Raw genomic sequence first — 23,307 nt, forward strand, 5'->3', positions numbered from 1 at the left:
GTGGGCTGCAAGCGGTCTACCGTAATTCTCGATCGCTCCTGCAGCGAGGGGCCGCGCGGTCTGGAGCGGCCCTGTCGCCGAGCGGTCCGGCGGGAGTCGCCCACGTCCTCGGTGCGGCTCCCGCCCCCGTCCATCGCGAACTGTCGGTCGCCGGAGATACGGTTGCCCTGGGTGTCTGACGAGGGGAGACGTGCGACGTGACCGACAGGGCTGACGAGGCTGGCGGGTTCGACGGCGTCGCGCCCGGGGACGCGTCCGGGGACACGTCCGGGGACACGTCCGGGGACACGGCGAACGGGCACGCGGAGGCCGCGCGCGAGGTCGATCGCGTGACGAATGCCGCTGGGAGCGCCACCGGGGAAGCCGCCACCGCCGAGGCACAGAGCGCCAGCGGGGGGACACAGAGCGCCAGCGGCGGGGCACAGAGCGGCAGCGGGGGGACACAGAGCGCCAGCGGGGGGACACAGGGCGCGCCCGCCGAGGCGCGGGAGCGGCACGCCGAGCTCGCGGAGCTGATCGAGGAAGCCAACTGGCGCTACTACGTGCTCGACTCGCCGACGGTGAGCGACGCCGAGTACGACGCCTGGATGCGGGAGATCCGGGCGCTGGAGGAGGCCTATCCCGACCTGCGCACGCCCGACTCGCCCACCCAGAAGGTGGGGGCGCAGATCTCCACCGATTTCGCCCCCGTCACCCATCTCACCCGCATGGAGAGCCTCGACAACGCCTTCAACGACGCCGACCTCGCCGCCTGGCAGGCCAGGGCGGAGCGGCTGATCGAGGCCGACCCGGGCCCCTACCTGTGCGAGCTGAAGATCGACGGCCTGGCCGTGGCTCTCGTGTACGAGAAAGGCCGCCTGGTGCGGGGGGCGACGCGGGGCGACGGGCGCACCGGCGAGGACGTCACCCCCAACATCCGGACGATCGGCGACGTGCCGCATCGGCTGCGCGGAGACGACGTGCCCGACCTGCTGGAGGTGCGCGGCGAGGTCTTCCTGCCGGTCGAGGGGTTCAAGAAGCTCAACGAGCAGCTCATGGACGCGGGCAAGCCGCCGTTCGCCAACCCGCGCAACTCCGCGGCCGGATCGCTGCGGCAGAAGGACCCGCGGATCACCGCGCAGCGCCCGCTGCGGATGATCGTGCACGGCGTCGGCAAGTGGGAGGGCGACGGTCCCCTGCCCGCCACCCAGTCGGCCGTCTACGAGCGGCTGCGCGAGTTCGGGCTTCCCGTCAGCGACCGCTACAAGGTGGTCCGGAGCCTCGACGAGATCCGCGAGTTCATCGCCTACTACGACGAGCACCGCCACGATCCGGAATACGAGATCGACGGCGTGGTGGTCAAGATCGACCGCATTGCCGTTCAGCGGCAGCTCGGGTCCACCAGCCGGGCCCCGCGCTGGGCGATCGCGTTCAAATACCCGCCCGAGGAGGTCACCACCAAGCTCCTCGACATCCAGGTCGGCGTGGGCCGGACGGGCCGGGTCACGCCGTTCGGCGTGATGAAGCCGGTGGTGGTGGCCGGGTCCACCGTGGAGCGCGCGACGCTGCACAACGCCTCGGAGGTGGCGCGCAAGGGCGTGCTGATCGGCGACACCGTGGTGCTGCGCAAAGCGGGCGACGTCATCCCCGAGATCGTCGGGCCCGTCGTCGAACTGCGGCAGGGCAACGAGCGGGAGTTCGTGATGCCCACGCACTGCCCCGAGTGCGGCACCGAGCTGGCCCGCGAGCGCGAGGGCGACGCCGACCTGCGCTGCCCGAACGCCCGCTCCTGCCCCGCGCAGCTTCGTGAGCGGGTCTACTTCGCGGCCGGGCGCAACGCGTTCGACATCGAAGGGCTGGGCTACGTCGCGGCGACCGCGCTGACCCAGCCGCTGCCGCCGCAGGAGCCGCCGCTCCGCACGGAGGCCGACCTGTTCGACCTGACCATCGAGAAGATGCTGCCGATCAGGACGGTGGTTCGCGACCCCGACACGGGCCTGCCGAAGATCGATCCGGAGACCGGCGAGCCGAAGGTCGTCTCGCTCTTCGCCACCGTCTCGGGAGAGCCGAGCAAGAACGCCGAGCAGATCCTCCAGCAACTGCAGGAGAAGAAGAACCAGCCGTTGTGGCGGGTGCTCGTGGCGCTGTCGATCCGGCACGTCGGCCCGCCCACCGCCCGCGCGCTCGCCGCGGAGTTCCGCTCGATCGACGCCATCGCCAACGCGTCCGAGGAGGAGCTGGCGGCGGTGGAGGGCATCGGCCCGAGGGTCGCCGCGACCATCAAGGAGTGGTTCGCGGTCGACTGGCACCAGGAGATCATCGAGAAGTGGCGGGCCGCCGGGGTCCGGATGGCCGACGAGTCGCCCGAGGAGGAGGGTCCGCGTCCGCTGGAGGGGCTCACCTTCGTGGTGACCGGGACCCTGTCGGACTTCAGCCGCGACGAGGCGAGCGAGGCCATCGTCGCCAGGGGCGGCAAGGTCACCTCGTCGGTGTCGAAGAAGACGAGCTTCCTGGTGGTGGGGGACAACCCCGGCTCGAAGTACGACAAGGCGGTCAAGGCCGGCGTCCCGATCCTCAACGAGGAAGGGTTCCACGTCCTCCTCGACAAGGGCCCCGACGCCGCCCGCGCCGTCGCCCTCACCCCCGAGGAGTGAGCCGCACCTCCCAAAACCGCCGAGGCAGCGCCGGCGGGATCCGGGGCGCCATGAGACCCTGTCTCTTGGCACCGAGTTCACGGGCGGTTTCACGGGCGGTGCCCCTTACCGCCAGGCGGCGAGCAACTCCTCGGGGCCTCGATGCGCGACGCTCGGCAGGCCGTTCTCGGCCGTCGGCTCGTTCTTACGTAGATGCGATCTAACGTAGACGTGATCTTACATTGTCAAGGCGTCTGCGGCTTGGACGCGGGGGAATGCTCGACGCCGCCGGTCTGGACGACGCGGACATGCTCGCCGTCGCCGCCGAGGTGGGTCACCCGGAGACGGCCTTTCTGAGCGAGGCTCCCGCAGGTCTCACCGACGCCGGTCGGACGTTCACCATCCGCTATTTCAGCCCGAAGCGGGAGGTGCCGTTCTGCGGGCACGCCACGGTGGCGTCCGCGGTCGCGCTCGCCGAGCGGATCGGCCCAGGTGGCCTGGTCTTCGAGACGAAGGCGGGAACCGTACCCGTCGACGTGGCGGCGGACGACGACGGCGTGCTGTGGGCGACGCTGACCAGTGTGGATCCGTACGTCGAGCCGGTCGGAGAGCTCGACGTGGCGCAGGCGCTCGACGCGCTGAGGTGGCGGATCCGGCCACCGGGGCCGCCGCGGCCGCTTTCGGCGCGTACCTGCGGGAGCTCGGCAAGGCCGGTCCCGCTGCCGTGCTGACCCTGCACCAGGGCGTCGACATGGGACGGCCCGGCCTGCTGCGGGTGGAGCTGCGGGACGGGGACACCAGGGTCCGGGTGTCCGGCGCCGCGGTGCCCGTTGCGTCCGAAGGCTGATCAAGCTCGCCCGCGAGCGCCTCACGAAGGACGACCCGCCTGCTTCACGTCCAAGGCCGAGGCGGCGATGCGCCGGTGATCGACTTGGCCGCTTTCGGCCTCGTGGAGATTCCGTCCTGACATGCCGAAGGCGTGCCGTACGGGTGGGGAGTCCGTACGGCACGCCTGGACTATGCGGCGGGGATCAGGTCGTGGTGCAGACCAGCGGAGACGGGGTGGACGGGGTCCCGCTGGAGTTGCCGAGGAAGCCGAACGCGGTGCTCGCGCCGGGGGCGAGGTTGCCGTTCCAGCTCAGGTTCGAGGCCGTGACGCTGGTGCTGCCGGTCAGGTTGGCGTTCCACGACTGGGTGATGGACTGCCCGCCGGGCATCGTCCAGCTCACGGTCCAGTTGTTGATCGCCGAAGATCCCGCGTTGGTCACGGTGATCTCACCCTGGAAGCCGCCCTGCCACGAGCTGACGACCTTGTAGGTCGCCGTGCAGCCGCTGTTGCCGGGGAAGGTCGGCGAGGCCGACGGGGACGGCGACGGCGACGGGGATCGGGTCGGCGACGGCGAGGGGGACGGAGACGGAGACGGAGACGGCGAGGGCGAGGGCGAGGGCGAGGGCGACGGGGACCGGGTCGGCGACGGCGACGGCGAGGGGGTGTACGGGGCGGCGATGGCCAGGTCGTAGGCCCGCTGCGGCACGAACTGTCCCGCGGGGGCGATGCAGCCGTCGGACTCGCCCGGAGGCTTGACCCACAGGAATGCCGCGATCGCCGAGTCGCCGGTGTTCGTGGTGCTCCAGGCGCCGGTGGCGCGGCCGGCCGGGTCGCACCACTCGCTGCCGACCGGGCCGTTGCCGTTGCGGCTGGTGTCGATCACGGCCTTCAGCCAGGACAGGCCGGTGGCCGCGATGACGTTCTTGGCGTAGGAGACCGTGGCGGTGGTGAACCGGTAGTTGGAGACGTTGAGCGCGATGCCGTCCGCGCTGTTGGCGATGTCGGCGCCGCGCAGCCGGTTGGCCATGTCGGAGGCGCCCACCCAGGCCTCGTTGCCCGCGTCGAAGAAGACCTTGACGTTCGAGGAGGTGGCCTTGAACTTCTTCCCGGCGTACGCCATGGAGGCCTGGACCTCGGCCTGCTGGGAGGAGTTCATGCAGTTCGGCATGATCGACAGGGCGTCGGGCTCCAGGATGATGTAGGCCGGCCGCCCGCCGAGGCCCGCGGCGACCTGGTCGATCCAGGCACGGTACGACGAGTGGTCGGGCGCGCCGCCCGCGCTCGCGCCGCCGCAGTCGCGGTTCGGCATCTCGTACACGACCATGATCGGGATCTTGCCGGCGGAGGCGGCGGCTCCGACGTACGCGTCGACCTGGCTGCGCACGGTCGAGGGGTTGTAGCTGGCGAACCACCGGCCCTGCGGGACGGCGGCGATGCGGTCCCGGATCACCGGGGTGCGGCTGTCGCCGGGGTTGGCGGCCACCCACTGGGCCGCGTTGGTCGTCGGGTCGACGTAGAAGGCGGAGTCGGCGGCTTGCGCGGCGGGGGAGGTGAGCACGGACGCTCCCACCGCGGCCGTGGCGACCGCTGTCAGTACAGCTGCCGTCAATCTGCGAGACATGGAAATACTCCGTCCGGTAGAGTGGGAGCGCTCCCACACCTCTGGATGGTAGGGAGCCAACAGCGGGTCCAAGAAGGGTCGCTCAGGTTTTGTTTGGACGGCCAACCTAATAGGCGCAGGCGGGCGGGGGATCGGACCTGTGGAGCACTTGAAACTTTCACCCCAACTCCGGTCAGACCGTGATATCTCCAGAAATCATGGTGACGGAGTGTGCCCAAGCGGTTTCGCGAAGTGGCCCAGAGGTCGTACCCTCCCATAGTGACCTCTTGGGGGGTTTCTTACCGATGACGCTTTCACGCGGTCTTATGCCGCTTGCCGGGGTGCCACGTGTCCTCCTGCCCGCCGTCGACCTGGGCGAAATGTCCACGCCCGTCGACACCCGGGACACCGGACCGCGCCCGGGCTCGCCCCTGTGGGCCTACCTGACGGCGGTCACCGCCGTCGGCGTCACCGCGCTGGTGATCGCGCAGGTGCGGCTCGGCTTCGGCGAACTGGGCGAGGTGGCCCGCACTCCGCTGTTCTGGATGCTGACGGTCCTGGTCGTGCTGGGCGAGCTGCGCCCGGTCATGTTCAGCTCCTCGACGCTCGTCGGGGGGACGCCGGCCTCCACGATGTTCACCTTCGCCGTGCTGATGTACCAGGGCCTGCCGACCGCTGCGCTGATGCAGGCGGTCGCCGTGGTGGTCAGCGGACTGGTGCACCGCAGGGCCTGGCACCGGGTGCTGTTCAACCTCGCCCAGGTGACCCTGGCCTGCGTGGCGGCCGCGGGGGCCTTCGCCGCGTTCGGCGCGCATGCGGCGCCTCTCACGCCCCGGACGCCCGACGGCGCGGACATCCCGGCCATCGCGGTGGCCGCGTCGGCGTACTTCGCGGTCCGCGCGATCCTGGTCTGCCAGGCGGTCGCGCTGCACGAGCGCCGGCCGCTGGCCCGGGTGATGAAGGCGTCGATCGGCCCGCAGGCCCTCGTCTACGGGGCGCTGCTCGGGCTCGCGCCGCTCGTCGTGGTCGTGATGGCGCACTCCACGGCCCTGGTGCCCCTCTTCGTCGCGCCGCTGGCCGCGGTCTACTTCACCGCGACGCTCTCGCTGCGCCGCGACCACCAGGCCACCCACGACGGGCTCACCGGCCTGCCGAACCGCAAGATGCTCATCCTGCGCACCGAGGAGGCCCTGGCCGAGGCGCGCGAGCACGAGCGGGTGGGGCTGCTCCTGCTCGACCTCGACCGCTTCAAGGAGGTCAACGACACGCTGGGCCACCCGGTCGGCGACCGGCTGCTGCAGATCGTGGCCCACCGGCTCACCCACAGCGTGCGGCCGGGCGACGTGGTCGCCCGGCTCGGCGGCGACGAGTTCGCGGTGCTGCTGCCGTCGATCAGGGACGCCCACGCGGCCAGGGAGGTCGCCTCGCGGCTGCGGGTCGCGCTGACCGAGCCGGTACGCCTTGAGGGGATGACCTTCGATCTCGACGCGTCGATCGGCATCGCGCTCTATCCCGACCACGCGCCGGACTTCGAACTGCTCATGCAGCGCTCCGACGTGGCGATGTACCTCGCCAAGGAGGGCCGTACGGGCGTCGAGTTCTACCTGCCGGGCAAGGACCGCAACTCGCCGGAACGGCTCAGCCTGCTCGGCGACCTGCGCCGGGCGATCGACGCCGACGAGCTGGAGCTCCACTATCAGCCCAAGGTGAGCCTGGAGGACGGCAGGGTCGAGAGCATCGAGGCGCTGCTGCGCTGGTGGCACCCGGTGCGCGGGCCCATCTCACCCGCCGAGTTCATCCCGCTGGCCGAGCAGTCCTACCTGATGCGCGAGCTCACCCAGCACGTCATCGGCCACGCGCTGCAGCAGGCGGCCCGCTGGTGGCACGCGGGAATCGACGTGCCGGTCTCGGTCAACGTGTCGGCCCGCGACCTCCTGGATTCGAGCCTGCCCGAGCAACTGGAGTCCGGGCTGGAGAAGCTGGACCTGCCTCCCGAGGCCATCCGTCTGGAGGTCACCGAGCGCATCCTGATGACCGATCAGGCCTACAGCGCCGAGACGATCCGCACCCTGGCCGGTCTCGGCATCCAGCTCGCCCTGGACGACTTCGGCACCGGCTACTCCTCGCTGGTACGGCTCCAGCGGCTCCCGGTCTCCGAGGTCAAGATCGACGCGTCGTTCGTACGGCGGCTCGGGGAGTCGCCGGACGACGAGCGGATCGTCCGTTCGATCATCGACCTCGTGCGGTCCCTCGGGCTGAGGTCGGTGGCCGAGGGGGTCGAGTCGCCGGAGGTCGCGACGCTGCTGCGCGAGATGGGCTGCCAGGCGGGTCAGGGCTGGTGGCTGGCCAAGCCCATGCCCGCGAGCGAGGCGACCACGTGGCTGCGCGGCCGGCTCAGTGCGGCCTTCCGCGACCGCGAGACCGGCGGCGCCCGGCTCGCGCCGCACTGAGCAGGCCGCACTGGGAGTCCGCACTGGGCAGGCCGCACTGGTGAGTCCGCACTGGGCAGTCCGCGCTGGGCAGTCCGCGCTGGGCAGTCCGCGCTGAGGGGCGCGGCAGGGCGCCGGCCACGATGCGGGAGTCGCGTTAAGACGATGTGACGCGCCGTCGTCGGTTCGGCCGCGCTCGGCGACGAGCCCTAGGATGGGTAGGTCCAATCTCCATCATGAAACGGGTTCGACGACTCATGTCCGCCATAACCCGCGATGAGGTCGCTCACCTCGCCCGGCTGTCCCGGCTGGCACTGGCCGACGACGAGCTCGACCACTTCGCCGCCCAGCTCGACCAGATCGTCGGCGCCGTCGCCCGTGTCGCGGAGGTGGCGGCCGACGACATTCCGCCGTCCTCGCACGCGCTTCCGCTGACCAACGTGTTCCGGCCCGACGTCGTACGGCCCGGCCTCACGCCGGAGGGCGCCCTGTCCGGCGCGCCCGCGGTGGAGGACGACCGATTCCGCGTGCCGCGGATCCTCGGGGAGGAAGAATGAGCTTGATTCGCAAGACCGCCGCCGAGCTCGGCGCGCTGGTCGCCTCCCGAGAGGTCACCGCCGTCGAGGTCACCCAGGCCCATCTCGACCGGATCGCCGAGGTCGACGGCCGGGTCAACGCCTTCCTGCACGTGGACGCCGAGTCCGCGCTGGCGCAGGCGCGCTCGATCGACGAGCGCATCGCCGCCGGTGAGACGCTCGGGCCGCTGGCCGGGGTGCCGATCGCGCACAAGGACGTGTTCACCACGACCGGCATGCCGACGACCGCCGGCTCGAAGATCCTCGAAGGCTGGCGCCCGCCGTACGACGCGACCGTGACCCGCCGCCTGCGCGAGGCCGGTCTGGTGATCCTCGGCAAGACCAACCTGGACGAGTTCGCCATGGGGTCGTCCACGGAGAACTCGGCGTACGGCCCGACGCACAACCCCTGGGACCTGTCCCGGATCCCCGGCGGTTCTTCCGGAGGTTCGTCGGCCGCGGTGTCCGCCTACGAGGCGCCGCTGTCCACCGGCACCGACACCGGCGGCTCGATCCGCCAGCCCGCCGCGGTGACCGGCATCGTCGGCATGAAGCCGACGTACGGCGGCTCGTCCCGCTATGGGGTGATCGCGTTCGCGTCCTCGCTCGACACGCCCGGGCCGTTCGCCCGCAACGTGCTCGACGCGGCGCTGCTGCACGAGGCGTTCTCCGGCCACGACCCGCTCGACTCGACCTCGATCGACGCGCCGGTCCCGCCGGTCGTCGAGGCCGCGCGGCACGCCGACGTGGCGGGCATGCGGGTCGGTGTGGTCAAGGAGTTCGGCGGGGAGGGCTACCAGCCCGGCGTCCTCGCCCGGTTCAACGAGGCCGTCGAACTGCTGGAGTCCCTCGGGGCCAAGGTCGTCGAGGTCTCCTGCCCGACCTTCTCCTACGCGCTGCCCGCGTACTACCTGATCGCGCCGTCGGAGTGCTCGTCCAACCTGGCCCGCTTCGACGCCATGCGATACGGCCTGCGCGTCGGCGACGACGGCACCCGCAGCGCGGAGGAGGTCATGGCCCTGACCCGGGCGGCCGGTTTCGGGCCCGAGGTCAAGCGGCGCATCATGCTCGGCACCTACGCCCTGTCGTCCGGCTACTACGACGCCTACTACGGGCAGGCGCAGAAGGTCCGCACGCTGATCATGCGGGACTTCGAGGCGGCCTTCCAGCAGGTGGACGTGCTGGTCTCGCCGACCACGCCGACCACTGCGTTCCCGATCGGGGAGCGGGCCGACGACCCGATGGCGATGTACCTCGCCGACCTGTGCACCATCCCGACCAACCTGGCCGGCAACGCGGCGATCTCGGTGCCGTGCGGCCTGGCCGACGAGGACGGCCTGCCGGTCGGACTGCAGGTCATGGCCCCGGTCCTGGCCGACGACCGCTGCTACCGGGTCGGCGCCGCCGTGGAGAAGGCCTTCGAGAGCCGGTGGGGCGGCCCGCTGCTGTCCCGCGCGCCCGCGCTCTAGTCGCCGAGAGGAGGGGAACGGCGGCATGATCACCCGCATCGAGATCGACGGCTTCAAGTCCTTCGAGAACTTCGCGCTCGATTTGCCGCCTTTCCTCGTGCTCATCGGCACCAACGCCAGCGGCAAGTCGAACCTCCTCGATGCGCTGACGTTCGTCGCGACGGCAGGGACCCGCGGCGTGGACGCCGCAGTGTCGGAAGTACGGGGCGACGCGCGGGGACTTTTCCGCAAGCGTGGCGACGGCAGCCGCGTCGACCGGATGCGTTTCGCGCTGGAACTCCTTCTCCCGGCGCGAGGCTCTTCGCTGAGCAGCCGCTGGCGTTGGGAGGTGTGCTTCGCGTGGGCGGTGCCCGAAGGGGAGCTCGAAGGGATCACGATCGAGACGCAGCGACTCGTCTCCTTGTCGTCACCCGGACGGGTCATCCCCTCGATGGAGCACGAGTGGGTCGTATCGGGCAGAAGATCCGCACTGCAGTACTTTCCCAGCTCTCCGAAGGCGGACTGGCAGGTCGTCAGCGATATCGAGCACGAGTTGGCGCAGGTCAGATCCCTGCATTTGGAAGCGGGCTCCCTACGTGGGGCGAGTGAGCTCGGCGGACCCCGTCGTATGGACTCCACTGGCCGGAACCTGCCGAACTACCTGAGATTTCTGGCGCGTGAGACGGCTTCGGAGAACAGGCCGCTCGGCGTGGTCGGCGAGATCAAGATGCACCTCGTCGGACTGGTGAGAGAGATCAGCGATTTCGAGATCGTCGAGGACAAGCGCCGCAGGGACGTCAGGCTCGAGTTCGCCTCGCCCTACGACCGGGGGTTGGACGCAGAGTTCGCGTCCGACGGAACGCTGCGCATGCTGGCGATCCTGGCCGCGTTGCACGACGACGGAACCGCGGTGATCGAGGAGCCGGAGAACGGCGTCTTCCCGGAGAGACTCCGTCAGTTGCTCGGTCTCGCCCGGGAGCTGGTCACGGGCGAAGACGAAGCCGTGACGTCCGGCCCGGGCCGGCCTCTGCAACGGCAGGCCCTGTTCACCAGTCACTCTCCGGTGGTGCTTGACGCGGTACCGCGGGAGAACATCGCCTTCCTCGACATGACGACCATCCTGGAGGGCGCTGTCGCCAGCCGTGTAAGCCGGGTGCGACGGCTGCGCGAAGATGACGGCGCGGTACGCGGGGACGGCGAGCGATGGCCGCGGGTCACGGACTCCGAGCTCGACAGGTTCCGGGCCGGGGTGGAGGAACCGGTCTGATGCGGAGCCTCAGCTGCGTCCTGATCAGGGAGGGACCGTCGGACGACTGGTTCCTGCCGATCCTGCTGCGCCGGGCCCTGGAGGACCTCGTGATCGAGTCCTTCCCGGCCTGCAGGGAGGTGCAGGAGGTACGCAGCCTGCCGAAGGCGGGCAACCAAAGTCTGAGCCGGTGCTCAGAGCCCTGGATCGGGAACGGGGAACGTTCGACGTGGTCCTTTATCACCATGACGGAGCTCCACCGGCCAAGTCGGGTCCTGTGCTGGAACGCATGCGGCAGACTTGGCAGGCGAGTGACTTCGAGGAGCCGCTGGTGGCCGTTGTGCCGATGAGGGAGACGGAGGCCTGGGTGCTCGCCGACGCGGCGGCCCTCGTGAGGGTGCTCAACGTGCGTAGGCTTGATCGGTCGGTCGTGACTGGGCCGGAAGTGGAGTCCTGCCGCAACCCGAAGGCGGTTATTGACGCGCTGCTCGCGGGGGCCGGTCTCAATCCGAACGGGAACGGCGTGCTCCAGAACTTCTATGTGTCGGTGGCGGAGACCGCCGGCATCGCTGAACTGCGGAAGGTGGCCGCCTTCCAGCAATGGTGGAATGACATGATCGAAGCATTGGAAGGACTGGGTTACCAGCATGGCTGATACCGCGACGCTCATGCCGTACGACGAGGCGCTGGAGCGCTTCGAGCCGGTGCTGGGGCTGGAGACGCACGTCGAGCTGGGCACCGAATCGAAGATGTTCTGCGGCTGCCCGACGGCCTTCGGCGCGCCGCCGAACACGCAGGTCTGCCCGGTGTGCCTGGCGCTGCCCGGCTCGCTGCCGACGGCCAACGAGAAGGCGATCGAGTCGACGATCCGGATCGGCCTCGCGCTCAACTGCACCATCGCCAAGTGGTGCAGGTTCGCCCGGAAGAACTACTTCTATCCGGACATGCCGAAGAACTACCAGATCAGCCAGTACGACGAGCCGCTGTGCACGGACGGCTACCTGGACGTCGAGGTGGACGGGAAGATCGTCCGCGTGGAGATCGAGCGGGTGCACCTGGAGGAGGACACCGGCAAGTCCACCCACGTGGGCGGCGCGACCGGGCGGATCCACGGCGCCGACTACTCGATCGTCGACTACAACCGCGCCGGCATCCCGCTCGTGGAGATCGTGACCAAGCCGATCGCCGGCACCGACCGGCTCGCCCCCGAGGTCGCCCGCGCGTACGTCACCGAGCTGCGCGAGGTGATGCGCTCGCTCGGCGTGTCCGACGTGCGGATGGAGCAGGGCTCGCTGCGCTGCGACGTGAACGTCTCGCTGATGCCGCGCGGCTCGTCGGAGTGGGGCACCCGTACGGAGACCAAGAACGTCAACTCGCTGCGCAGCGTCGAGCGGGCGGTGCGGGGCGAGATCGAGCGCCAGGCGGCCATCCTCGCCGAGGGCGGCCGGATCGTGCAGGAGACCCGTCACTTCCACGAGGACACCGGCCAGACGACCTCCGGGCGGTCGAAGGAGGAGGCGCAGGACTACCGCTACTTCCCCGAGCCCGACCTGCTGCCGATGGCGCCCGACCCGGCCTGGGTCGAGTCGCTGAAGGCGGCGCTGCCCGAGCTTCCGTCGGCGCGGCGCAAGCGGCTCCAGCAGGAGTGGGGCGTGTCCGACCTGGACATGGCCGCCATGCACAACGCCGACGCGATCGACCTGGTCGAGGCGACGGTGGCCGCGGGCGCTCCCGCCGCCGACGCGCGCAAGTGGTGGATGGGCGAGCTGGCCCGGCGGGCCAACGAGTCGGCGACGGCGCTCGCCGACCTGCCGATCACCCCGGCGCAGGTCGCCCGGGTGACCGAGCTGGTCGCCTCCGGTGCGCTGAACGACAAGCTGGCCCGCCAGGTGCTGGAGGGCGTGCTCGCCGGCGAGGGCGGCCCGGACGAGGTCGTGGCCAAGCGCGGGCTCCAGGTCGTCAGCGACGAGGGTGAGCTCTCGGCGATCATCGACCAGGTGCTGGCCGACAACGCCGACGCCGCAGAGAAGGTGCGCGGCGGAAAGATCGCCGCCGTGGGCGCGCTGGTCGGCGGCGTGATGAAGGCCAGCCGGGGCAAGGCGGACGCGGGCCGGGCCCGCGAGCTGATCCTGGAGAAGCTGGGCGTCCAGGGCTGAGCACCCGGTCCTGAGAACCCGTGCCCTGAGAACCCGCGCCCTGAGAACCCGTGCCCTGAGAACCCGTGCCCTGAGAACCCGTGTCCTGAGAACCCGTGTCCTGAGAACCCGTGTCCTGAGAGCAGCGCTCTGAGGACACGCCTCGGCGGGGGTCCCACGGCAAGGCGAGAACGGCCGGCCGCGCGGTTCCGCGTGGCCGGCCGTCGGCCTTTCCCGACCCGCTTCGATTTGTTCCGGTTTGTTCCGAACAGTGCTGCCGGTGAAAGCGATGTCGGTGAAAAATCGCGTCTTGTGCACGGAAAGCGACCTTTCCGGCGAGCGCGGAAGGTGTTGCTCAGGGACATATCCAGCGGAGGCCGTTTAGGGTTAACTGATCGCAGTTGACCTTGAGCTGGAGGAGACCGAGGCGTGCGCAACGCCGGAGCGTCCGTCGATCCGCCCACGGATCCGTCCGGGGCGGCGTCCGCTCCTCCGCACAAACATCCGGTGCGCCGCGTCACCTCGCTGCCCCGCGGGGTCTCGGCCCTCCCCCAAGGGGTGTCGGCCGACATCTTCGCCGGATCTCCCGCTCCCGCCGCTCCGGCCGCCAAGCCGTCCGGTGGCGGGAGCATCCCGCCGCCGGCTCAGCCGGTCGAGCCCTGGCGGGTGCCGGAGCGCCCGGCGCGTGAGGAACCCGCCGTCGTCCCGTCGCTGGATCCCGACGACCTCTACGACCCCGTCCCGCAGGGCCGTACGCTCCGCCGTGCGCTGATCGGCCTGGCGGCGTTGCTCCTGTTGCTCTATCTCGTGCCGGCCGTCTTCATGGCGGGGAAGGTGCTGCCCGGCACGACCGTGCTCGGCGTGGACATCGGCGGGCAGAGCAGGGCAGACGCCGTCGCCACCTTGCGCGAACGCCTGTACGCGCAGGCAAGGACGCCGGTGATCGTACGGCAGGGCACGCGGCGGCTGACCGTGGACCCGCAGCAGGCCGGTCTGATGCTCGACGCCGAGGCCACGGTGCGGGCCGCGCCGGGCGGCTTTCCCAACCCCCTGGAGGTGTGGAACGCGCTGACCGGCACCCGAGAGGTGAAGCCCGTCGTGTCGGTGGACCGCCGCAAACTCGACGAGGCGGTGGCCAGGTTCGTCGCCGCGCCGCTGGAACACCCGGGGCGCGAGGGCGACGTCTCGTTCGAGGGGGTCACCCCGGTCCCGATCTATCCGCGGGTCGGCCGCGTCATCGACAGGAAGGCGACGGCCGACCAGATCGTCCGGGGATATCTCGACCCCGTGGCCGTCATCGTGGTGCCCACGTCGCGGGATCTGCCGCACATCACCCGGGCCGAGGTGCGGCGCGCCCTGCAGTGGGCGAGACGTGCGGTGGCCGCGCCGCTCACGCTGACCAACGGAGCCGCATCCGTCAGCCTGTCACCGGCCACACTGGCGCGATACCTCACGTTCGCGCCCGACGGGGCGGTCCTGCGGCCGCACTTCGACGCCGTGGCGGCGATCGCGGGCGTCGAGCCCACGCTGGTCGGCCCCTCGCGGGTGGCCCGCGACGCCGCCTTCACGGTCAAGGACGGCCGGCCGGTCCTGGTGCCCGGCAGGCCGGGCGACCGGGTGGACACCGATCGTCTCGCCGCCGACGCGCTGGCCGCCCTCGACGGCCGCGACCGTACGGTGGCCGTGTCGGTCGTGAACGGCCCGCCACGGATCACCGACGACGCGGCGCAGCGGATGGGAATCCGGGAGGAGATCGGCCGTTTCACCACCTCCTACGCTTGCTGTCCCCAGAGCGCGGGCAACATCCGCACCGCCGCCGCGCTCCTCGACGGCCGCCTCGTGGCGCCGGGGGAGACGTTCTCGTTCAACGAGGTCGTCGGCCCGCGCACCGCGGCCGCGGGGTTCGACGGCATCGGCCCCACCATGATCCGCGGCCGGGCCGGCACGGAGGCGGCGGGGATGACCCAGGCCGCGACCACCCTGCTGAACGCCGTGATCCGCGCCGGGCTCCGGCTCGGCGAGCACACCCCGCCCGACGTCCACGCCTCCCAGCTGCCGATCGGCACCGAGGCCGCCGTCTCCTTCCCCGGCCCCGACCTGCGCTGGAGGAACGACTCGCAATACGGCGTGCTCGTCCATGCGTCCACGAGCGGCACCTCGCTGACCGTGACGCTGTGGAGCACCAAGCGGTACGACGTGGACGTGCAGGAACCGGTCGTCGGGCAGCGGGTCGAGCTGCCCGCCGTGACCGGTCAGGGGCCGGGCTGCGTGACGACACAGGGGCAGCCCGGTTTCACCGCCGCCGTGACGCGGGTGCTGCGGCAGAACGGCGAGGTGGTCTCCCGGCAGACCTTCCGCACCTCCTACCACGCCCAGGCCGCGGTCATCTGCCGCTGACCAGGAGGCGCTGACCACGAGGCGTGATCACGAGGTGCCTGATTGCGGGGCGCTGACCACGGGGCGCTGATCAGTGCCGATCGATCAGTGCCGATCGATCAGTGCCGATCGGTCAGGGGGAGGGCCGCACCACCAGGATCCGGTCGTCGCCGTCCCTGGGGGAGCCGCGCCCGTCCCGGTTGCTGGTGCCCACCCACAGCGTGCCGTCGGACGCGGTGGCCACCGCGCGCAGCCTGCCGTACTCGCCGCTGTAGAGCGCGGCGGGGCGCCCGGCGCGGCCCGAGGCGTCCACCGGCACACGCCACAGGCGCTCGCCGCGCAGTGCCGCGGCCCACAGCGCCCCCGAGGCGTACGCGAGGCCGGACGGCGACGCTTCGTCGGTCGACCAGGTGAGCAGGGGATCGGTGTATCCGGACCGGCGGCCCACCCCCTCGACCTCCGGCCAGCCGTAGTTGCCGCCCTTCTCGATGAGGTTGATCTCGTCGTAGGTGTTCTGGCCGAACTCGGTGGCGTACATGTGCCCCCGGTCGTCCCAGGCCATGCCCTGCACGTTGCGGTGCCCATAGGTCCACACGAGGGTCCCGAAGGGGTTGCCCGGGGCGGGCCGGCCGTCCGCCGTCATGCGCAGGATCTTGCCGCCGAGCGAGTTCCTGTCCTGGGCCATGCCGCGTTCGCCGGTCTCCCCGGTCGAGGCGTACAGGTAGCCGTCGGGGCCGAAGGCGAGGCGGCCCCCGTTGTGGATGGCCCCCTTCGGGATGCCGCTGACGATCACCTTCCGGTCGGAGAGCCGCCCGTCATAGCGGTAGCGGACGATCCGGTTGTCGTCCTGGGCGGTGAAGTAGACGAAGACGTAGTGGTCGTCGGCGTAGCGGGGCGAGACGGCCACGCCCAGCAGGCCGCCCTCGCCGCTGGCGGCCACCCCCTCGATCACGCCGGCCTCGTGGACCTGGCCGCCCGGGGTGACCCGCAGCAGCCGCGCCGACTCGCGTTCGGTCACCAGCGCGTCGCCGCCGGGCAGGAACGCGATCGCCCAGGGCACGCTCAGGCCGGTGACCAGCGTGCGCGGCGCGGCCGGGGCGACGCTCGTCTCACCGCCGCCCGGAGTCGCACCCTCGCCACCGCCTGCGGCAGCGGCGCCCGTGTCGTCGCTCGCGGCGGACAGCGGCGGGGGAGTCCTGCCCCCGCCCTCCTCGCCCGGCGCACACGCCGCGGTCGCCGTCAGAAGGGCCGCCCCCAGCAGCGCCGCGCCCACCCCGTGCCTGTTCGCCATCCCTGATGACCTCCTCATGCACCCCATACTCGCTGGCCGGGCCGATGGTTCCCTAGGTTTGTTCCTGTGAAGATCTGGGTCGCATCACAGGACATCGCCGACGCACTCACGGGGCTGCCCGAAGGACTCCCTGCCCTCGACTGCGTCGTGTACGACGGGCGGACGCCGCTGCCCGGCCCGCCCGAGGACGTGGAGGTCTGGGTGCCTCCGCTGGTCCCGGTGCCGGACATTCCCGGACTCCTGGGCCGCATGACCAGCCTCCGTCTGCTGCAGACCGTGACGGCGGGGGTCGAGCCCTACCTGCCGCACGTGCCGCCGAAGGCGGTCCTGTGCAACGCGCGCGGCGTCCACGACGCGGGCACGGCCGAGTGGGCGGTGGGCGCGATGATCGCGATGCTGCGGGAGTTCCCCGATTTCGCGGCCGCCCAGGCCAGGCGGGAATGGACCTACCACCACACCGGCGTCCTCGCCGACAGCACGGTGCTGATCGTCGGGTACGGCTCGATCGGCGAGGCGCTCGAACGCCGTCTGGCCGGATTCGAGGTGGACATCGTCCGGGTGGCGCGCACGGCCCGCGGCAACGTCCACGGCCATGTCCATGGTGAGGACGAACTGCCCGCGCTGCTGCCCGAAGCGGACGTGGTCGTGCTCCTGGTGCCCGCCACCCCGGGGACGGCCGGTCTCGTGGACGCCGGGTTCCTCGCCCGGATGAAGGACGGCGCGCTGCTGGTGAACGCCGCGCGCGGGTCGGTCGTGGACGCCGACGCGCTGCTGGCCGAGCTGCGGGCGGGCAGGCTGCGGGCGGCGCTCGACGTCACGCCCGTCGAGCCGCTGCCGTCCGACCACCCGCTGTGGACCGCGCCGGGGGTCTTCATCACCCCGCACATCGCCGGCAGCACGCCCGCTTCGGTGCGGCGTACGCGGAAGCTGGTGCGGGAACAGGTGATCCGTCATCTGACGGGCCGTCCACTCGATAACATGATCACCGGGCATTACTGACCGCTCCGTTAAGGATTCCGGAACGTGGCTGCCTCGTGACCTGGGGTGCGTACGGTGAAGCTCAGCGTGCGCGGCTGGTTATCAGATAGGTGACGACTCGCTCGTTGTCCCCCTCTCGATCAGCGGGAGTGCGCACACTGGCCATGTGACAGGGAGAGTAAAGCCGAGTCGAGAACGGGAGGGGCAGTGATGGCACACCCCACCGAATCCGGCGACGCTGACACGACTCCGGACTCGGCCGAAACCCCGGCGGACACGACAGCCGGAGACGAATCGGCGACAGGTGCAGAGGCGACGCGCGTGAACGGCAGGCGTGACCCCCGGGTCCCACTCACCACCGCGGCCGGGCTCGGCGCGGTGGCGGTCGTCGTGGCCCTGGTCACCGGAGGCTCGGCACCGGTCGTGACCGCGGTCGCGGGAGTCGTCACCGGCCTGCTCGCGGCCATCTCGCTGATCATGGCCGCCTCCCGTGTCGTCTCCGCCCACCGGCGCCAGCCCGGCGCGTGGCGGTGGATGGCCGCCGGGTCGCTGACCTGGCTCCTCGGCGTCGGCGTACGCCCCGTGGCCGACGGCACGCCGTTCGTGCTCACCTTCGCCGACCTGCTCATGCTCGTCGGTTCGGTGCTGCTCGCGATCGGCTGCGGCATGTCGGTGAAACCACCCGCGTTCACACGCGGGGTGATACGCCAGGCGGCCGACGCCTACCTGGGCGCGGCGTCGGTCTTCGCCGTGGCCTGGGTCGCCGTGCTCGGCCCGGCGTTCCGGAAGGCGGAGGACACCGGAGCGTTCTTCGTCGCGCTCGCGCTGCCCGTGGTCTGCCTGCTCGCGACCTGCGCCGTGACACCGGCCGTGGCGGCCTCCCGATCGGGCAACCGGGTGGTCGGGCTCGCCGGCGTGGGTCTGCTCACCGCGATAACGGCGGCGGAGCTGGCCACGGCCCTCGCCCGCCTCGACGGCGACACGCCGCCGCTCGCGGCGGGGCTCGTCGTCCCGGCCATGCTGCTGGTCCTCGCCGTCGCCCCGTGGGTGCACGAGGACCGGCCGGTCAGGCCGTTGCCCGCCGCGCTGACGGCCGCCACCCCGCTCGTGCTGGTCGCCGCCGCCACGCTGGTCGCCACCCTGTACGCGATCGGCAACAGCCGCGACGCCGCCCTGGTGATCGTGGCCGCCTCGGTCGTCCTCGTCCTGCTCGGCCGCCTGTTCGTGCTCCTGGTCGAGACCGCGGGCATGCGCCGCCTGGTGGACGTCGGCGAGCAGCAACTGCGCAGGCTCGCCGAGAACACCGGCGACGTCGTGCTGGTGTGCGATCCACGCGGGGTCATCCAGGAGGTCGGTCCCGGCCTCGAGACGACGTACGGCTACTGCCCCGACGACCTCGCCTTCCGGCCGATCTTCGACTACATCCACCCCGAGGACGTGCCGGCCGTACAGGCGCTCCTCGATCGCATGATGGACGACGAGGACGACGGGCCGGATCAGGAGGGTGGACCGGCGCAGGAGGACGGGGCGGCACAGGGGGGCGGCACCCGCATCTCCTGCCGGTTCCGCGCCTCCGACGGCACCTGGCGTCCCACCGAGTCCGTCGCCGCCCGGCACGTACGCGACGACGACCTCGTCCTGGTCACGATCCGCGACCTCAGCCACCAGGTGGCCCTGCGCAACCAGGTCACCCACCTGACCTTCCACGACGGGGTCACCGGGCTGCCCAACCGGGCCTACTTCGAGGAGCGCGCCCGGGACGTGCTCACCCGCCGCGGCGCCGGCGGAACCGCCGTGATCTTCCTGGACCTCGACGGCTTCACCTCCGTCAACGACTCCGTCGGCCACGCCAGCGGCGACCACCTGCTCGGCCAGGCCGCCCGCCGCCTGCGCTCGGCCGTACGCGCCGACGACACGCTCGCCCGGTGGGGCGGGGACGAGTTCGCGGTGCTGCTGGAGGGCGGCGGGTCCGGCGGCACCGACGCGCAGACCGCCATCGACCTGGCCGAGCGGCTCGTCCGCGCGGTCTCCAACGAGCCGTTCCGGGTCGCGGATCGGGACATCGCGCTGACGGCCAGCGTCGGCGTGGCCTTCGCCGAGGAGGACCTGCCGCCCGGAGACCTGCTGCGCAACGCCGACGTGGCGATGTCGCGGGCCAAGGAGCTCGGCGGGCGCCGGATGGAGGTGTTCGCCACCCACATGCACGCCGACGTCCTGCGCCGCCTGGAGATCGCCTCCGACCTGCAGCGGGCGCTGCTGGAGAACCAGTTCGCGATCGAGTATCAGCCCGTGGTCGACCTGGCCACGTCGCAGGTGACCGCCGTCGAGGCGCTGGTGCGCTGGTGGCGGGGCAGCACGTTCGTGCCGCCCGAGCAGTTCCTCGGGCCCGCCGAGGACACCGGGATCATCGTGCCGCTCAGCGAGTGGATCCTGCGCGAGGCGTGCCGCGAGGTGGCGGCCTGGCGCGCGTCGTCATGGGACATCGGGCTGGCGCTGAACCTGTCCGCGCGGCAGATCATGGCCCCGCGCTTCGTGGAGACCGTGGCGGAGGCGCTGAGCGAGAGCGGGCTGCCCGCCAGCGTGCTGACCCTCGAAGTCATCGAGGAGATGCTGGTCGAGGACGCCGGCGAGATGATCAGCAGGCTGTCGGAGCTGAGGACCCTCGGCGTACGGCTGGCCATCGACGACTTCGGCACCGGCTACGCGTCGCTCGCGTTCCTGCGGCAGCTGCCGGTCGACATGATCAAGATCGACCCGTCGTTCGTCTCCGGGCTCGGCCGCGACGACACGCTGACCCTGCTGACGAAGACGATCGTGCAACTCGGCAACGACCTCGGGCTGATCGTCGTCGCCGAGGGCATCGAGCGTCCCGAGCAACTCGACCTCCTGCGCAAGATGGGCTGCACGCGCGGCCAGGGCTATCTGGTGGCCCGCCCCATGACCGCACGGGGCGTCGACTCCCTGATGCCGAGCACGACCCTCCAGAACACCGCCTGACGTCGTGCCGGAGGCGCGCCATGGGCACAGTGCCGGAGGCGCGCCAGAGGGCACAGCGTCGTGCCGGAGGCGCGCCAGAGGGCACAGTGCCGGAGGCGCGCAGGGGTAGGCGTTTCCCGCGTCGCTCGGTGTGCCGTGCCGGAGGCGCGGGATCGTGCCGGGCGCGTGGCGGGTCGCATAGCCTGGGAGTCCGTTGTGGGTGTCTTGGATGGCGAGACGGGCGTCCCAGATGATTTGACGTGGAGGCGCTCCATCGGACATCGTTGTAGCCATGCATAGCGGTGGGATTCTCGTAGTACTTCGCAGGCGCGCAGCCTGACGAAGCACTAGGTCCTGCGCGCGCCCCAGCTCCGCTCAGCGGATGGGGCATTTTTTATGCCAGGAGTCACGCCAAGCAGCCCAGCCAGAAGCAAGCTCAGCCACAAGGAACGAGCCGATGACCGAGAAAATGACAGGTGCCCAGGCCCTCGTGCGGGCGCTGGAGCAGGTCGGGGTCGACACGGTGTTCGGGATCCCGGGCGGGGCCATTCTCCCCGCCTACGATCCCCTCTACGACTCGACCAAGGTCCGGCACGTGCTTGTACGGCACGAGCAGGGCGCCGGCCACGCGGCCGAGGGCTATGCGCAGGCGACCGGCAGGGTCGGGGTGTGCATGGCCACCAGCGGCCCGGGGGCGACCAACCTGGTGACCCCGATCGCCGACGCCTACATGGACTCGGTGCCGATCGTCGCGATCACCGGCCAGGTCTCCACCCCGCTCATCGGGACCGACGCGTTCCAGGAAGCCGACATCTCCGGCATCACGATGCCGATCACCAAGCACAACTTCCTCGTCACCAACGCCGAGGACATCCCGCGGACCATCGCCGAGGCGTTCCACATCGCCGCGACCGGCCGTCCGGGGCCGGTGCTCGTGGACATCGCCAAGGACGCCCTGCAGGCCACCACCACCTTCTCCTGGCCGCCGGTCATGCAGCTTCCCGGCTACCGCCCGGTGACCCGGCCGCATTCCAAGCAGATCCGCGAGGCCGCCCGGCTGATGACCGAGGCCAAGCGGCCGGTGTTCTACGTCGGCGGCGGCGTGCACAAGGCGCGGGCCGCGGCCGAGCTGCTTGAGCTGGCCGAGCTGACCGGCATCCCGGTGGTCACCACGCTGATGGCGCGGGGCACCTTCCCCGACAGCCACCCCCAGCACATGGGCATGCCCGGCATGCACGGCAGCGTGTCCGCCGTCGGCGCCCTGCAGCGCTCCGACCTGCTGATCGCGCTCGGCACCCGCTTCGACGACCGGGTGACCGGTGAGCTGTCCAGCTTCGCGCCGCACGCCAAGGTCATCCACGCCGACATCGACCCCGCGGAGATCTCCAAGAACCGGCACGCCGACGTCCCCATCGTGGGCGACTGCCGCGAGGTGATCGGGGACCTGATCACGGCGGTGCGAACCGAGCAGGCCGAGGGCCGCAAGGGCGACTATGCCGAGTGGTGGCGGCTCCTCAACGGCTACAAGGAGACCTACCCCCTGGGCTACGAGGAGTTCGCCGACGGCTCGCTGGCCCCGCAGTACGTGATCGAGCGGCTGAGCGCGCTGGTGGGACCGGAGGCGATCTACACCGCGGGCGTGGGCCAGCACCAGATGTGGGCCGCGCAGTTCGTGAAGTACGAGCACCCGGGGACGTTCATCAACTCCGGCGGCGCCGGCACGATGGGCTTCTCCGTCCCGGCCGCCATGGGCGCGAAGATGGGCTGCCCCGACAAGGTCGTGTGGGCCATCGACGGCGACGGGTGTTTCCAGATGACCAACCAGGAGCTGGCGACCTGCGCGATCGAGGGTGTGCCGATCAAGGTGGCGGTCATCAACAACGGCAACCTCGGCATGGTCCGCCAGTGGCAGACCCTGTTCTACGACGAGCGCTACTCCAACACCGACCTGCAGCGGCCCAAGCGGATTCCCGACTTCGTGAAGCTCGCCGAAGCGTACGGTTGCGTCGGCCTGCGGTGTGAGCGTCCGGAGGACGTGGACGACACGATCCGCAAGGCCATGGAGATCAACGACGTGCCGGTGGTGGTCGACTTCGTCGTGCACCAGGACGCGATGGTCTGGCCGATGGTCGCGGCCGGCACGAGCAACGACGACATCAAGTACGCCCGTGACATGGCGCCGAACTGGGAGGGTGGAGAATGAGCCCCGCCCAGGCCCGACCCGTTCACGACCAGCAGCGCGAGGAGATGGAGCAAGCATGAGTCGCCACACGCTGTCCGTGCTGGTGGAGAACAAGCCGGGCGTGCTGGCCCGGGTCGCCGCCCTGTTCAGCCGCCGCGGGTTCAACATCGACTCGCTGGCGGTCGGGCCCACGGAGCACGACGACATCTCGCGGATGACCATCGTCGTCAACGTGGAGGACCTCCCGCTGGAGCAGGTCACCAAGCAGCTCAACAAGCTGGTCAACGTCATCAAGATCGTCGAGCTCGACAACAGCCAGTCGGTGCAGCGCGAGCTGATGTTGATCAAGGTGCGGACCGACTCGGAGAGCCGGTCGCACGTCCTCGAACTCGTGAACCTCTTCCGGGCGCGTTGCGTTGACGTGGCTACGGACGCGGTCACGATCGAGGTCACCGGGACGACCGACAAGCTGGAGGCGTTCGTCCGGGTCCTTGAGCCGTACGGCATCAAGGAGCTCGTGCAGTCGGGCATGGTGGCCATCGGCCGCGGTGCCCGTTCCATCACCGACCGCTCGCTTCGCGCCCTCGACCGCAGCGCATAGCTCCCATGGCAGGCACGTCGCGACGGACA

16 protein-coding genes are annotated in these 23,307 nt (G+C 70.9%); 14 read left to right on the forward strand and 2 right to left on the reverse strand.

Going from position 1 to position 23,307, the window contains the following annotated elements; genetic code table 11:
• Nucleotides 1–197: 197 nt before the first annotated feature.
• The 3 genes from ligA to FLX08_RS41355 all read left to right on the forward strand — a co-directional run bounded on the left by ligA (nucleotide 198) and on the right by FLX08_RS41355 (nucleotide 3,459).
• Entirely contained in the window at nucleotides 198–2,633 is a 2,436-nt protein-coding gene (gene ligA / locus FLX08_RS14105) for an NAD-dependent DNA ligase LigA (RefSeq protein WP_280117101.1), read from the forward strand.
• 254 nt (nucleotides 2,634–2,887) lie between these two features.
• Nucleotides 2,888–3,343, forward strand: a complete 456-nt coding sequence (locus FLX08_RS14110; RefSeq protein WP_208761437.1) for a PhzF family phenazine biosynthesis protein — start codon at nucleotides 2,888–2,890, stop codon at nucleotides 3,341–3,343.
• Entirely contained in the window at nucleotides 3,256–3,459 is a 204-nt protein-coding gene (locus FLX08_RS41355) for a PhzF family phenazine biosynthesis protein (protein ID WP_208761438.1), read from the forward strand. The genes FLX08_RS14110 and FLX08_RS41355 overlap by 88 nt, the downstream gene beginning before the upstream one ends.
• Nucleotides 3,460–3,643: 184 nt before the next feature.
• Here FLX08_RS41355 and FLX08_RS14115 read toward each other — a convergent pair whose 3' ends face one another.
• Nucleotides 3,644–5,062 (reverse strand): glycoside hydrolase family 6 protein, encoded by a 1,419-nt coding sequence (locus tag FLX08_RS14115; protein WP_142619285.1) that lies wholly within the window; start codon nucleotides 5,060–5,062, stop codon nucleotides 3,644–3,646.
• 359 nt (nucleotides 5,063–5,421) lie between these two features.
• Between FLX08_RS14115 and FLX08_RS14120 the strand changes: the two genes are divergently transcribed.
• The 7 genes from FLX08_RS14120 to FLX08_RS14150 all read left to right on the forward strand — a co-directional run bounded on the left by FLX08_RS14120 (nucleotide 5,422) and on the right by FLX08_RS14150 (nucleotide 15,271).
• Nucleotides 5,422–7,491, forward strand: coding sequence for a putative bifunctional diguanylate cyclase/phosphodiesterase (locus FLX08_RS14120; RefSeq protein WP_142619325.1), 2,070 nt, complete (start codon nucleotides 5,422–5,424; stop codon nucleotides 7,489–7,491).
• A gap of 236 nt (nucleotides 7,492–7,727) precedes the next feature.
• Nucleotides 7,728–8,027 (forward strand): Asp-tRNA(Asn)/Glu-tRNA(Gln) amidotransferase subunit GatC, encoded by a 300-nt coding sequence (gatC, locus tag FLX08_RS14125; protein ID WP_142619286.1) that lies wholly within the window; start codon nucleotides 7,728–7,730, stop codon nucleotides 8,025–8,027.
• Nucleotides 8,024–9,514 carry an Asp-tRNA(Asn)/Glu-tRNA(Gln) amidotransferase subunit GatA gene (gene gatA, locus FLX08_RS14130; protein WP_142619287.1) on the forward strand — a complete coding sequence of 497 codons (1,491 nt, stop codon included), beginning with the start codon at nucleotides 8,024–8,026 and terminating at the stop codon, nucleotides 9,512–9,514. The genes gatC and gatA overlap by 4 nt, the downstream gene beginning before the upstream one ends.
• A 25-nt stretch (nucleotides 9,515–9,539) precedes the next feature.
• Nucleotides 9,540–10,760 (forward strand): AAA family ATPase, encoded by a 1,221-nt coding sequence (locus FLX08_RS14135; protein ID WP_142619288.1) that lies wholly within the window; start codon nucleotides 9,540–9,542, stop codon nucleotides 10,758–10,760.
• A 169-nt stretch (nucleotides 10,761–10,929) separates the two neighbouring features.
• On the forward strand, nucleotides 10,930–11,394 hold the full coding sequence (locus FLX08_RS40590) for a DUF4276 family protein (protein WP_167530408.1): 465 nt from the start codon (nucleotides 10,930–10,932) through the stop codon (nucleotides 11,392–11,394).
• Entirely contained in the window at nucleotides 11,387–12,895 is a 1,509-nt protein-coding gene (gene gatB / locus FLX08_RS14145; protein WP_142619290.1) for an Asp-tRNA(Asn)/Glu-tRNA(Gln) amidotransferase subunit GatB, read from the forward strand. Before FLX08_RS40590 ends, gatB begins: the two co-directional genes overlap by 8 nt.
• Before the next feature lie 408 nt (nucleotides 12,896–13,303).
• A complete protein-coding gene (locus FLX08_RS14150) occupies nucleotides 13,304–15,271 on the forward strand; it encodes a VanW family protein (protein WP_142619291.1) in 1,968 nt (655 codons plus the stop codon).
• Nucleotides 15,272–15,383: 112 nt separating this feature from the next.
• Here the strand turns inward: FLX08_RS14150 and FLX08_RS14155 are convergent, their stop codons facing one another.
• Nucleotides 15,384–16,541: a PQQ-dependent sugar dehydrogenase gene (locus tag FLX08_RS14155; RefSeq protein WP_142619292.1), complete on the reverse strand. Its 1,158-nt coding sequence runs from the start codon at nucleotides 16,539–16,541 to the stop codon at nucleotides 15,384–15,386.
• A 66-nt stretch (nucleotides 16,542–16,607) separates the two neighbouring features.
• On the opposite strand from FLX08_RS14155, the gene FLX08_RS14160 reads away from it, so the two are divergent.
• From FLX08_RS14160 to ilvN, 4 genes are all read left to right on the forward strand, one after another.
• Nucleotides 16,608–17,540 carry a 2-hydroxyacid dehydrogenase gene (locus tag FLX08_RS14160; protein ID WP_142619293.1) on the forward strand — a complete coding sequence of 311 codons (933 nt, stop codon included), beginning with the start codon at nucleotides 16,608–16,610 and terminating at the stop codon, nucleotides 17,538–17,540.
• A gap of 189 nt (nucleotides 17,541–17,729) precedes the next feature.
• Entirely contained in the window at nucleotides 17,730–20,516 is a 2,787-nt protein-coding gene (locus tag FLX08_RS14165; protein WP_142619294.1) for a putative bifunctional diguanylate cyclase/phosphodiesterase, read from the forward strand.
• 361 nt (nucleotides 20,517–20,877) lie between these two features.
• A complete protein-coding gene (locus tag FLX08_RS14170) occupies nucleotides 20,878–22,698 on the forward strand; it encodes an acetolactate synthase large subunit (protein WP_142619295.1) in 1,821 nt (606 codons plus the stop codon).
• 55 nt (nucleotides 22,699–22,753) lie between these two features.
• Nucleotides 22,754–23,278: an acetolactate synthase small subunit gene (gene ilvN / locus FLX08_RS14175; protein ID WP_142619296.1), complete on the forward strand. Its 525-nt coding sequence runs from the start codon at nucleotides 22,754–22,756 to the stop codon at nucleotides 23,276–23,278.
• The last annotated feature ends 29 nt before the right edge of the window (nucleotides 23,279–23,307 follow it).

Origin of the sequence: Microbispora hainanensis (genome assembly GCF_006874475.1) — a bacterium.
GTDB classification, from domain to species: Bacteria; Actinomycetota; Actinomycetes; order Streptosporangiales; family Streptosporangiaceae; genus Microbispora; species Microbispora hainanensis.